The 12,781-nt window shown below is 60.1% G+C and carries 10 protein-coding genes; all 10 read left to right on the top strand.

Annotation, left to right across the window (positions count from 1 at the left end; genetic code table 11):
• Nucleotides 1-2: 2 nt before the first annotated feature.
• On the top strand, nucleotides 3-1,580 hold the full coding sequence (locus CAER_RS0106510; RefSeq protein WP_027234584.1) for a hypothetical protein: 1,578 nt from the start codon (nucleotides 3-5) through the stop codon (nucleotides 1,578-1,580).
• Nucleotides 1,581-1,642: 62 nt separating this feature from the next.
• Nucleotides 1,643-3,193, top strand: coding sequence for a type 4b pilus protein PilO2 (gene pilO2 / locus CAER_RS0106505; RefSeq protein WP_027234583.1), 1,551 nt, complete (start codon nucleotides 1,643-1,645; stop codon nucleotides 3,191-3,193).
• A gap of 43 nt (nucleotides 3,194-3,236) precedes the next feature.
• Nucleotides 3,237-4,142 carry a hypothetical protein gene (locus CAER_RS0106500; RefSeq protein WP_154667739.1) on the top strand — a complete coding sequence of 302 codons (906 nt, stop codon included), beginning with the start codon at nucleotides 3,237-3,239 and terminating at the stop codon, nucleotides 4,140-4,142.
• A 77-nt stretch (nucleotides 4,143-4,219) separates the two neighbouring features.
• Complete coding sequence (locus tag CAER_RS0106495; RefSeq protein ID WP_027234581.1) at nucleotides 4,220-5,842, top strand: GspE/PulE family protein; 1,623 nt, start codon at nucleotides 4,220-4,222, stop codon at nucleotides 5,840-5,842.
• Nucleotides 5,839-6,717, top strand: coding sequence for an ATPase, T2SS/T4P/T4SS family (locus CAER_RS0106490; RefSeq protein WP_027234580.1), 879 nt, complete (start codon nucleotides 5,839-5,841; stop codon nucleotides 6,715-6,717). The genes CAER_RS0106495 and CAER_RS0106490 overlap by 4 nt, the downstream gene beginning before the upstream one ends.
• Complete coding sequence (locus CAER_RS0106485) at nucleotides 6,714-7,793, top strand: type II secretion system F family protein (protein ID WP_027234579.1); 1,080 nt, start codon at nucleotides 6,714-6,716, stop codon at nucleotides 7,791-7,793. The genes CAER_RS0106490 and CAER_RS0106485 overlap by 4 nt, the downstream gene beginning before the upstream one ends.
• Before the next feature lie 354 nt (nucleotides 7,794-8,147).
• Nucleotides 8,148-8,621, top strand: coding sequence for a hypothetical protein (locus CAER_RS0106480; protein ID WP_027234578.1), 474 nt, complete (start codon nucleotides 8,148-8,150; stop codon nucleotides 8,619-8,621).
• Between the two features lie 237 nt (nucleotides 8,622-8,858).
• Entirely contained in the window at nucleotides 8,859-11,303 is a 2,445-nt protein-coding gene (locus tag CAER_RS0106475) for a DotA/TraY family protein (RefSeq protein ID WP_161631079.1), read from the top strand.
• Between the two features lie 187 nt (nucleotides 11,304-11,490).
• A complete protein-coding gene (locus CAER_RS0106470) occupies nucleotides 11,491-11,904 on the top strand; it encodes a hypothetical protein (protein WP_027234576.1) in 414 nt (137 codons plus the stop codon).
• 221 nt (nucleotides 11,905-12,125) lie between these two features.
• The gene (locus CAER_RS28870) at nucleotides 12,126-12,659 is read left to right on the top strand and encodes a RuvC family protein (protein WP_051357740.1); all 534 of its coding nucleotides are present in this window, start codon (nucleotides 12,126-12,128) and stop codon (nucleotides 12,657-12,659) included.
• Nucleotides 12,660-12,781 lie beyond the last annotated feature (122 nt).

Below are 12,781 nucleotides of genomic sequence, written 5' to 3'. Positions count from 1 at the left end.
AAATGAAAAAACTGTTGTCTTTTGGCGCTGTGTCGCTGATCGCGCTCACCGCTTGCTCGACGGGCGAGGATGAGAAAATCAGCCGTTATGAGACGGGCGTGAAAATGGGTCTCGAGCGCCTTGGCGGACGCACCGCCAAACGTGCAGGCGGTTCGCAGTTCTCAGATGGCATCTTTGTCGGCGCCTCCCCCGAGCGCCACAACGCTTCGGCCTTGCTGCCGTCCCACCTGGAAGCGCCGGGTGCGATCAAGCTGCAGAGCCGCGACCCCATGGGTCTGAACGAGATCATTCAGCGCATGGCGGACATCACCGGCATCCCGCATATTCTTGCCCTGGGTCCGACCGGCAAATTGTCCTCTGCGAATGACAACAGCGTCATTTCCGCGGACGAAGCCACGTCGAGCACCGACAGCACCGGCCGCCCTGCGCCGCGCAATGCGGTTGCCGGCGGCCGGTCATCACGCGCATCTGAAGAGCCCGGCATCACCATGCGGCCTGACCTGCGCGGCTCTCTCTCCGACGTTCTGAACCGGATTGCTTCGACCTTCGAGGTTGAGTGGTCCTATTCGGACGGGAGGGTGATCTTCCGCGATTACGTGACGCGGAAGTACCAGATCACAGCGCTGCCTTCGACCTCAGGCCAGACCTCCTCGATCGGCTCCAACAACATCACGTCGACCTCCTCGATCAACTCTGATGTCTGGTCGGAAGTGCAGGCCGCAATGAGCGGGCTGGTGGGAGAAGGCGCACAGGTCTCGATCGGTTCAACCACCGGCCTGGTGACCGTCACTGCCAAAGTGGCCGACCAGAACCGGGTGCAGGAGTATATCGAGCAGCTGAATGGCACCATCAGCCAGCAGATCAGCTTCGACGTGCAGGTCATGACCGTTTCCCTCAACGATGAGAACAAGTTCGGCCTGGATCTGGGCGCGGCCATTTCCAACACGACCGACGGCGCGGTGAAATTCGGCTCCAGCGTGTTCTCGGGCGGCGCCCTTGGCGATTACAACATCGGCATCCTGTCCGGTGATGTCTCCGTTGGCGCGGTTGTAAATGCGCTGTCCACGCAGGGGCGCGTATCCGTCAAAAACCGCGCCGGTGCCACGACGTCGAACAACCGCGCAGCGCCGATCGAGGTGGTCACCGAGACCCCGTACCTCAAGGAGATCACGATCGAAGAGGATGAAGACGGCGATGACCGCATCATCCGCACCCCGGATATCGTGACCACCGGCTTCCAGATGCAGCTGTTCCCGCGCATCATGAACAACCGCGATATCATGGTGCAGTACACGGTCCGCCTGTCGGAGCTCAACGACATGCGCACCTTCGGCGAAGGCAATGATGCGATCCAGCAGCCGGTCGTCTCCAAGACGTCCTTTGAACAGCAGACCGTGGTTGAGAATGGCCAGACGCTGATCCTGGCGGGCTTTGAGCGCGAGCGCATCACCACCGAGAAGAAGAAAAACGCCAACGGCCTGTCTGCCTGGGGCGGTCACTCGGAGAAGACGAACGAACGCGTTGCAACGGTCATGATGATCACGCCGCGCATTATCGACCGGTCCAAAGCCGCACACTAAGGGGGCGGCCGGGTTCGCCCGGCCCCGCTCAGCCGGACCGGCTGCGATACGAGGATGCAACGATGAATTTCGACAATGAAGAAACCCAGAACATTGACCAGAAGGCTGACGGCGCGGCGCCGTCCGGGCTTTCTGCGCTCTTGCGGAAGTTCAATTGGCGGCGCTCCGCAGCTTCCGAAACGGAAGAGAGCCCTGAAAGTGCTCCCGGCGAAAGTCTCTATGAAGATCCGCCCGCAGAAGACGTCTCCAAAGACGCCGCTTCGGGCAAGCTCGCATGGCTCCAGCGCCTCAAGCCGCAGGCTGGCCGCAGCAGTGAGCAGGTATCGGATGACATCTTCCTTGAAGATGCGGGCGTTCTTTCCTTCGGAACCAAGAAAGCCGCGATCGGACTGACCTGGACCTCGATCGAAGAGGATACGGCCGTCAAGGATAAGATCGAGGAGATGAACGATCTGACCCGGGACGACCCGACCCAGGCCACCGTCGATTTCAAACTCTACACCGACACCCTGGACAACGGTTTCATCGGTTTGGGCAGCCCTGATCAGGGCCAGGTGCCTGGCATGCGTGCGCTTGTCACGATGCTGCCCCCCGAAGTGACCGGCCCCCGGTGGATCGGTGTGTTCCAGCTCAGTGAGGCCAGCGACACCTGGTGGGTCGGATCGATCCGGGACGGCAAGGTTTTCGACGATCAGATCCTGCGCTCCCGGGAAGCAGCGGAGCAGATCTTCCTTGCTGACCTGGAGGCCCCGGACTGGACCGCCGTCTATGCGCCTTTGGAGTGGGGAATTCCGCAGACACGCCGTGAGAAGCTGCACGAGCTCGTCGATCTGCGTTCCGGCAGCAAGCTGAAATCCTGCACCCCGATCAAAGACAATCTGCCGCGGATCCTGCTGGGCAGCGTTCTCTTGGCCGCCGCCGCCGGCGGGTACTTCTTCATCGAACATCAAAGGGCTGAACAGGAACGAGAGCTGAGGGAACTGCGCCGCCGGGCTGAGCAGGGAATGACCTTCTCCCCTCATGATGTGCCCTGGCACAAATCGGTTGAGATTGGCGGGTTTATCGAAGTCTGCATGAAGGAGATGGCCAAGTCCGCCATTCTCATCCCCGGCTGGGAGGCCCAGCCCATCTCCTGCTCGTTTGACAAAGGCAAGGGGACGATCAGCACCGGCTGGAGCCGCTCAGGCGGAAGCTTCAGCTGGCTTCGCGCGGCCATCCCCGCGGACGAACCAGCACCGCGCCTGTCCGCCAACGGTGAAACCGCGTCCTGGGGACGGACCTTTGAATTCAGCGTGAATGAGATCTCCTTCCAGGAAAAACCCTGGTCGGGCGTCCTGATCGAGGAGCGGCTGCGTGAGCGCTTCCAGGTCCTGGGTGCTCCGCTGGCCATTCGGCCGAATGACAAAAACCAGAAAGCGGCACGCACGCATCCGGTTTTCAACTCGCACGACATCCGTATTTCGGCCCCATACAGGCTGACGAATTTTGGGGATATCCTGGAGGATGTACCGGCGCTCGTCCCGCAGGCTCTGCTATACAATATGCAGACCGGGATCTGGGATTTGGCGATCAAAGCCTACCATCCGCCTATGCTGCCTCCTCCTCCGCGTTAAGCGGACCGGGGAATAAAACCATCACGAATTGACCGAGGCCGTCATGAAGAATGCGAAAATGAAATACCTCAATCCGATTGGCATCTCTGCGCTGGCCTTGCTGGCGTTCCAGCTGCCCGTAAACGCGCAGGAGCCGTCCTCAGAAAATCCGCCCTCCGGACCGGAGATCGTGATCGATGGCAGTGTTCGGGACGCTGCCGCGGCCGAAACGGAAGGCGCGCCGGCACACGTCGAACGCGATTTTCAGGCCACCGTGGATGAGGTGGCCAAGGCCGACACCCTGCGGCTGGACCGTTACGGCATTGTCAGCAAGCAGGCCGACATCATGGAGCAAAGGCTGATCCTGGAAGGGCAGATCAGCCACGCCAAATCTGTCGAACAGCTGGTGGAGCTGCTGGGCGTTGACGCCTTCCGCCTGATGTATCCGGAGCTGGCAAAGCAGCTGGAAGGCAGCCCGATCCTGCTTGATGCCGATCTCAAGAGGGCCCAGATCCAGCGTGAAATCCAGGAAGCCCTGGAGGGGCCATCGGATAGCGTCGTCGAGGCCCCGAAGGCCCGTGATGACGGCTCGAGCTTCTTCGATCCCACCTATGTCGCGCCGCCGTCAGCAAACGCCAGGCAGACGGCTGCCGCCTCGGATGCGCCCTCCCAGTCCGAAATTGTCGAGCTGATCCGCAAAGAGCTGTCCTCCATGCAAGGCGCCTCTACCCTGGATACCGGCGGCGCCCAGACGGCGGCCCCTCTGGCCCCGATCGACATCCCGGTGTCGCTTCGGGAGGTTTACGGGCTGGCCGGAAACTTCTCGGCGGTGATCGTGCATGGCGAGGAGCGGATCCGTGTCCGGGAGGGCGATCTGCTGCCCAACGATACGATCGTCCAGCAGATCGATGAGACTTCGATCACCATTCTGCGCCACGGCAAGCCGATCAAGATCCAGATCCGCGGGTAAGCCCGGCTATCAGCCCCGTGGCGGAAGCCATGGGGCGATTTGCGAAAATTGATTGTTGTTTTTCGATTGGGTGAGCCATGAGCACCGACATACTCAAGCAAAGCATTTCGAGTGCTGAACTGCTGACGCGGCCAAACGGGCCTGTACAGATTGCGGACTCCCAGCGCAGGCAGGTTGCGCTGTTCTCAAACGGGGTTGCCATCATCACGACCGGCGACCGCTGGTCCGCTGACGTAAAGATGGCCCTCTCCACGGCGACACGCCGCGGGTATGAGATCAAAGAGTTCCATGAGGTCGAGCCCACCGTCCTCATGGACCTCTATGCTGATGAGACCGGGGGCGCCACTGAGGCGATCGCACTGGAGCTGGACCGGCAGGTCGACCTTTCGGAGATCCTGGCAAAAGCTGCGGCGGAGCGCGCGTCCGACGTCCATATCCGCGTTCTCAAGCGGTATGCAGAGATCAGGATCCGTGTGTTCGGCCGGGCCAAGGATCTTGGCTTCCGGGAGCCCGATGAGGGGATGGCGCTGATCAAAGCCGCCTTTGCCGTTGCCTCTGACCAAAGCGGAGCGACCTCTGACCTGAGCTTCCAGCAGGGCGCGCTGACCTCGAAATCGAACCTTCTGCCCAACAAGGTGGAGATGGTCCGCCTGCAGTATTCGCCAACATCAGATGGCCGCGGCGCCCTTGTCATGCGCCTCAAATATGAAGCGCCGGCGAATGAGATCGAAATCGACCATCTGGGCTATAATGCCCAGCAGATTTCCGACATTGCCACGATGCGGCGCCGGACAAACGGGATGTATATCCTGGCCGGGAAAGTGTCCTCGGGTAAATCGACAACACTGCAGCGCGTCCTGAACAAGATGTTCATCGACAAGCTGCGCGAAATCACGATGTACACCATCGAAGAACCGGTCGAACTGGATCTGCCCGGCGCCATTCAGGTGCCGGTACGCTCAGGGCAGAACGGGGTCGATGGCTTCACTGAGGCGATGAAAGCCTCTTTGCGCTCCGACCCGAACGTCATTGTCATGGGTGAGACGCGTTCATCTGAAACGAGCAACCTGGCCATTCAGGCGGTGATGACCGGCCACGCCCTTTGGACAACGGTCCATGCAGGCTCCGCGCTTGGCATTCTTGACCGCATGATCGACCTTGGTGTGCCCGCGTGGAAGCTGCAGGATCCGCAAGTTATCCGCGGCCTGGTCTATCAGCGTCTGGCCGGTGTCATGTGCGAGCACTGCCGCATCACTTTCAGGGAAGCGGTTGCCAAAGGTCAGCTGGACAAAGAGCTTGCGAAAAAGCTTATCAATGTTTTCAAAAAGGGAGCCGATGATCTCTATGTCCGCGGCCCCGGCTGCGACCACTGCAAACTTGGCCTCTCCGGCCGGACAGTGGTTGCGGAGACGGTTCTCACCGACCCGAAGCTGCTTGAGCTCTTCGCCCGCGGCGAACGCATCCAGATGCGGGAATACTGGATGAGGCCTGTCGACGAGGGTGGACTGGGCGGCCTGCCGGTATTGCACCACGCCCTCTCTAAAGTCGGTGCGGGTCTCTGCGACATCAACGAGGTCGAAGAGGAGGTGGATCTGTTTTCGGCCTACGAGCGCGACTTCATGTTCCTGCAGGAACGCCTGCGCTCCGATGTCGCCGTTCTGGAACAGGAACAGGAAATGAAAAAGAGGCTGGAAAAGTGACCGAGCTGCATTTGGCGTTCCTGCCAAGCCAGGAGGCCGCGATAAAAGAGCTGATCCAGCGCTCATCCGGTATCGCGCTTGTCTCTGGTGCGGATGCGGACGCGCGAACGCTTGCGTTGGAGTATGTGGCACGCAGCATGCGCTCCCATGACCGCATGCGGGTCTCCGTCGTTGCACTGCCGGGGGCGTTCCGGGCTCCGCCCGAGAGCATCGTGCCCATGCAGCCGGGCGGTGACCGAATGGTCTCAGCTGTCCGCTACGCGATGTATTCGGATCCCGATGCATTGATCGTGGACCCGATCGATGCGGAAGGGGCGCCGCTCCTTGCCCGCACCGGCGCTGAAGCCGCACGCTGGGGCATCGGCGTGTGGGCAAGCATTGAGGGAAGTGCTGCTGATAAGGCGCTTGCGCGCCTGGCTGGTTTTTTCTCTGAAGGGTTTGATCCCTGGAGTGCAGGCCTGCTCTCCGGTCTCTTCCATGTCGCGAAACTGCCCCGGCTTTGCGCTGTTTGCTCACAGCCGGGCGCGGGAAAGGTTTCAGGGGAGTATTCAAATCTTTTCGAAGGGCACGGCAGCTGGCGCGAAAGGGGTGCTGGCTGCGACGCATGCTCAGATGGCATCAATGGTGCCGAAGTTATTGGCGAGATTGTCGTTCTGCCTGGATCCGGCAAGCACGCCGCCCCGGCGCCGTCCTATCCATCACCGGGCTTGAGCGCTCTTGCCCATGCCCTCGCAAGAGCCGCGGAAGGGGTTTGCGAGGCTAACGCAGTGCTGGACGCCTTCGGCCCTCTTCCAGCCGATCCTTTGCAGCGCTCTGCGCTGATGGAAACACTCCGCAATAACGCCATCTCCCCTGCCGGAAAGCATACGCCATGAAGCCTCACAAGCCCTCAAAGATCGAGAAGAAGCTGGCGAAACTTCTCTTCAGCTACAGCCAGCGCACGGGTTTTTATGACCAATTGATCGCACTGATCGAAACGGGCATGAACCAGACCGACGCGATCCAGATGGCGTGGGAGACAGCCAGCGAGGAAGGCAAAAAGCCAAAAGAGACCCTGGCGATCATCCTGCATGACATCATCCAGAGCAAAAAGAACGGCTCCTCTCTCGGCCAGGCGATGAAGCCCTGGGCTCCGCAGGAAGACATCATGGTGCTGGAGGCGATTGAGAACTCGAACGATTTCGCAGCCAACCTGCGCGATTACCTCGAGATGCTGGAGAAAAAGCGAAAAATCAAATCCACCATTCTTGTTGGATCTGCATATCCGCTCGTTCTGATTGCTGTGCTCTTTGGCATCATGACGTATTTCGGCAGTGAAGTGGTTCCCACGATCGCTGAGATGCACCCCATCGAGAAGTGGTACGGACCTTCCGCCTTCCTGCGGTTCATCAACACCTTCGCGATGAACTACATCACCCCAACGGTCTTGTTCCTGGTGACGACCCTGTCGCTGATCGTTTTCTCCTTTCCGCGCTGGGTCGGGGGCGGCCGCATCATCGCGGACAAGTTTCCGCTCTATTCGACATACCGGATGTACACCGGCATTTCATTCCTGATGTCGATGTCAATGCTGATCCAAGGCGGCATGCCCGCCTCGCAGGCGCTGGACCGGCTGCGGCCTTCGGCGTCGCCCTACGTGGCCTACCGGATTCTCAGGATCCGGAACCAGCTGCTCAACGGCAACAACTTCGGCGCCGCCCTTCACCGGGCCGGAACCGGATGGCCGGACCGTAAAATGAACTTGAACATCAAGATCTACGCTGAAACTCAGGATCTCTCCGCCCAGCTCTCCAAGCTGTCAAAGGGCTGGATCGATCAATCCCAGAAGAACATCACCTCATCCATGGGGATGGTCCGGAACCTGGCCATGCTGGCTGTCGCCGGCACCCTGCTGGGCATCGTCGCGGGCGTTTTTGCGCTGCAAGGGCAGATCACGACATCTTTGCGCTGATTTTCCCGCCAGTCACAGTTCTGTCTCAGGTTAGGGCCCCGGAAACGGGGCCCTTTTCACATTATGCGCAGCCCTTTTCTGCGGATTACTCAGCGCTGGAAATACATTGCCCGAAGCGAGAAGAAAGTGCCCAGATTCCTGGAGGGGGAGTTCTCCGCATTTTCAGGCGTCCCGCGAGGCTGAAGGACGAGTTTATCCACATTTTGGACCATTCACTAGCGGAATGCGGTTTGCGAAAATACATCAATTGGGAGGATAATATTCTTGCGGCTGCGCTTCCTGCGCTGCTTGTCCGAACCACCAGGCGCCCTCGCGTGCCACCACGCTCCTAAGGATTGAAACGGGAACACGACCATGAAGAAACTGAACACCCTGCGCAAACGCGGCTATGACCTTTTCCAGATCTCACTCGGCGTGATCGTCGTCCTGGGCGGCCTGGCCGGCGTGATGTACATGTACTTCCAGGTGACCAACTCCACCACCGTCGCCGACAACACCCGCACCGCCATCGCGATCTCCAGCGAAATCCACTCCCAGTACCGCCTGGATCCCGATTTCTCCGCTGTGACCGCCGACGCCGACAACAGCGGCTCGATGGTTGGCTCGCAGTTCCAGATCGCATCCGGCATGCCGGACCGCATGTTCGACGATGTCACCGCGACCGGCAATGGCCAGACCTTCACCATCACCATGTCCAACCTGAACCGCTCCGTCTGTGAGCGCATGAAGCTGGAAGACTTCGGTCCGCGCAGCGTTGCCGGCGTCGATGGTGCGGGCACCGCGTCCGATTGCACCACCGGCGTGCTGGACATCACCTTCACCCGCTAAGCGGACGCTATGCGAAAAAGAAACCCCGCTTCGGCGGGGTTTTTGTTTTTGCGGGGGGCCTTGTCCACAAAATTACTGCCCCGCCCGACTGGGAGCGGGACATAGCTATCGGTTCTTTCCCGCCTCGCAATTACAATTTTCGCAGATGTCCATCCGGAGAATCCGGAATTATCGGCGCGAAACGTCCGGAAGATGAGGTCCAATACCATGATACCAACCAAGGGGAGTCCCGCCCTCATGCCGGGATGGAAACATGTGCTAGGCATGCTGGGGCTTTCGAGCCTTATCATGCTGGTGCTGGCACAGGGCGCCGCGGCGGCTGATACGCCCAGCGTTCTGGAGACGGCCGCGCTGTTTGGCACCCAGCACGGCGATGCCTATACCTCGATCTTTCTGAACCAGCTCTTCGGCCCGCTGTTCCCCGCGGCAAACGGCTCGACGACCAAGACGGTGTTCTCCGAGATCATCGGATACTTCAACATCATCATGCTGGTTGTCGGCGGCATTCTGTTCTTCTGGAATGTCACGATCGGGATCATGCAGTCAGCCCACGAGGGTTCGGTACTTGGCCAGAGGTGGTCCTCGCTCTGGGCGCCCCTTCGCGTAATCTTTGCCGTCGGCCTCATGGTCCCGACCTTGAACGGCTATAACCTGGCTCAGAACGGTGTCGCCTATATCGTCCGCGGATCCACCAATATTGCTTCCGCCATCTGGGGCGCTTCGGCAGAACTGGTGATCAGCGGGGAAGCCCCGATCACCGCGGATCCGCCGCAGATCGATCCGAAGATCGTAGCAACCCTGTTCAACAACGCGGCCTGCCAGGCGATCGTCAATCAGCAGTTTGCCACCGCAACGGGCGGCGCCGCCGGTGTGGGCATTACCACCCGCGTCATCCCAAGCCCGGACGGCACCCGCACGACCAGAATGTCTGCGGTGCAGGCGGCTGATGGCTCGCTTTCCCACATGGGTCTTTGCGGCTCATCGTCGACGCCCGAACTGCCCCGCTACATCACCAGCATTTCGGACGGCGCCTCAATCAACGGCATTCCGGAAAGTGCGCGTGCTGGCATTCAGTCGCGGTTCATTGCCGCTCACCAGGGCTCCATGCAAATGTTGGAGACTGATCTGGCGAACATTGCCAACAACATCCTTCCCGCGGCAATGGACAATGGCGCGCCCATCCCGGACATCTCCAGCGGGATCATTTCGGCCTGGCAGCGTGCCAATGCCAATCTGGAAAACGAGATCGATGCTCTGACCACATTGGCCGTCGGCACCGACCGCCAGGGCCAGGCGTCCCGGGATGCGCTCCTCAACCGGATCAAAGGTACCTGCTCGGAGAACGCTCCGGCAGACATCTCCAATCCATCCGTCGATAACGACAGTGTCAAATGCTACGGCGAAGGCTGGATCGGCGCCGGCTCCTGGTACATGATGCTGGCCCAGCTCAACAATGAGCTGGCATCGCTCACCTATGCAAAAGCCACGGCAAGCGAGGGCAATTACATCCGTATCGTCGGTGACGGCGCGCGGGATCTGTACATCGCTTCCGGCGGCGAGACCGGGTGGTTCATCGATGAGACCGACCGCGCATATGCGGCGGGTTTTGCCACCGAGGAAGAAGCCTCCCTGTGGATGGCGCGGATGATGGAATCCTACTCCAACTCCACCGCGGGCCTTGCTGCCCTGGGCTTCCCGATGTCGACAGATCATCTGGGCGAATTGAACAAGAATGTCGATGGCGGAAACTTCCTTTCCAAGATCCCCGGCTACTCGTATTGGCGCACCTGGGTGATGGAAACCATTCTTGAAATGACTTCGCCTGGCCAATGGGCTGCGGATCCGATGATCGGCCTGACGAAGCTTGGCAATGCGCTGATCAACCTGTCTGCGGTTCTGATCGGTGTGGCTTTCATCGGCGGTCTGTTCACCGGCGGTTCGGTGGCAACGGTGATGACACCCTTCATCGGGATCCTGCTGGCCGCGGGTGCGACCCTGTCGTTCATTCTCCCCATCATGCCCTTCTTCTTCTGGGTTCTGGCGGTGAGCGGTTACTTCCTCCTGATCATCGAGGCTGTGATTGCCGTCAACCTCTGGGCCCTGGGCCACATGAGAATGGACGGGGAAGGTGTTTCCGGCGAAGCCGGACGGATGGGATGGCTGATGCTTCTCTCCCTCCTGATGACCCCGGTCCTGATGGTCTTTGGCTTCCTGATCGGCATGTCGATCTTCCGGATCACCTCGGCTCTGATCGATCTCGGCATCAACCAGGCCATCTCCGGGATCATGGGCAGCGGGCCGTTCGTCGAGTTCGGCGCAATCCTCTGCTTCGGCGTCCTGATCACGGTCCTCTACATGACCCTGCTGGAACGCAGCTTCTCGCTGGTTTCCGAATTCCCCGGACGCGTGCTGCGCTGGATGGGTGCGGATGCAAATATCACCAGCGGTGAGGAGAAGCAGGTCCGGATGGCTGCGGCAGGCGCGGCTGGTGCCATGTATAAGGCAGGTGCAACCCCTGCAAACGCAGCGCACCGCCTTGGCGCCAAATACGGCTTCTCTGCCAAGGGGACCGGCGAGCGGGATGCATCTGGCGGCTATGCCAAACCGGGCTTCGTGCGCGGGTTCTACGACAGCTTCAAGACGTCCATCAGGGGCCCAGGCCGTCCTGGGGACTCTGGCTAAGACGATAAAGAGGGGCGCCTGCGGGCGCCCTTCTTCTTTGTGTACCAGGAATAATGGAGGTCCAGCAGGCCAACTCACAAGTTCCGCCCTCCCCTCAAATTTGGGGGGATGCGAAAAATTATCAGAGCCTCGTTGACATAAAGTTTTTCGCAACCTACATTTAGTGCATCAGCAACGGAGAACCACAATGACCTTCATCTACAGCCTCCTGTATATCGCCTTCATATCGGCCACGGCTGTCGGCTTCATATCGTCGACGGCAGATGGGGGCGACTTCCTCAACATCGGCCTGACCCCGCTCACCTGGGGCTTTGCGACCGCTGTCACTGCCGCTCTTGCGGTGGTTGCCCACGTCAAGATGTTCGCAAGCCTCAGCGATCGCAGCTCCGGTCTGATGATCTTCCTGACCGGCGCCCTGTATGCGGCTCACGGCCTGACGCTCCTGGCGTCTCTCGTGCCGGCCGCGCTGGTGGCGATGGCGGTTCTCGCGGGTGGCGGTCATGTCGGCCATATCGCGGCTCTGGTCGCGGTTGTGATCCTGGCCATACCCTACACTCCGATGTGCTGGTCGCTCATACGTGAAATGAACGCTCATACCTGAGCTGAGCGCCTGACCATCATGGTTCTCTGAGCAAGGCCCGCCGTTCCGGCGGGCCTTTTTCGTGTCTGACGCATTGCATTCATGTGGATATCAACAGGTAACTTTTTCGCATTTCCATTTCGCAGGATAGGTTAGCAGGAGACAAAACTGACAACCTGGAGCCTTACGGTGCCCCTTCATATTGCAAATATCAATCCATCAGCCTCACAGGCGGTGCGCTGATGCGGATTACCACCTTCGACCCCGGCCGTGAGGCAAGCTGGGCGCGGTTTGATACCGCTACGCCCTGGACCGTTGAAATCGGCACGGTTACGACGCTGGGATCCGGCCGCCTCCTTCGCCCCTGCCCCATGCATATTGCCGAGGTGATCGCGGACAGCGACCAGGTGATCGTGGAGGAGGTTGGCGCCAGAACCAACCAAGGGGTGAGTTCGATGTTCACCTTCGGACTGTGCGTGGGCTCGATCCTCGGAACCGTGTCTGCCCATCACAAGCCGCTCATCATGGTCACCCCTCCGGAATGGAAATCTGCATCCCGCCTCGGCGGTCTTTCTGATGACAAGGTGAAGGAGGCCTCCCGGGCCTACGCGCGCGAGCTCTGGCCAGAGCACGAAAAAATTCTGCGGGTCAAGAAGAACCACGGTATGGCAGAGGCCGCGCTCATGGCGCGCTGGTTCTTCCTCAAGGGGCCCGGCCGTGACATCGCTATGGACGACGGTCCGATGCGCGCGCCCTGTCCGCCTGCAGCGGCCTGACCGGTATGCGGCCCCTGAGGCCGCATGACCCGTTCCTACCTTTCAGGTTGCATCTTAGAATAATCCGGGTTATGAGGTCATTGTGCTGCACATGGCCGTTCCGGTCCGGGATTTTCCCAAGA

Source organism: Leisingera caerulea DSM 24564 (genome assembly GCF_000473325.1).
Classification (GTDB): domain Bacteria; phylum Pseudomonadota; class Alphaproteobacteria; order Rhodobacterales; family Rhodobacteraceae; genus Leisingera; species Leisingera caerulea.
This window is presented reverse-complemented; position numbering and strand designations above follow the sequence as displayed.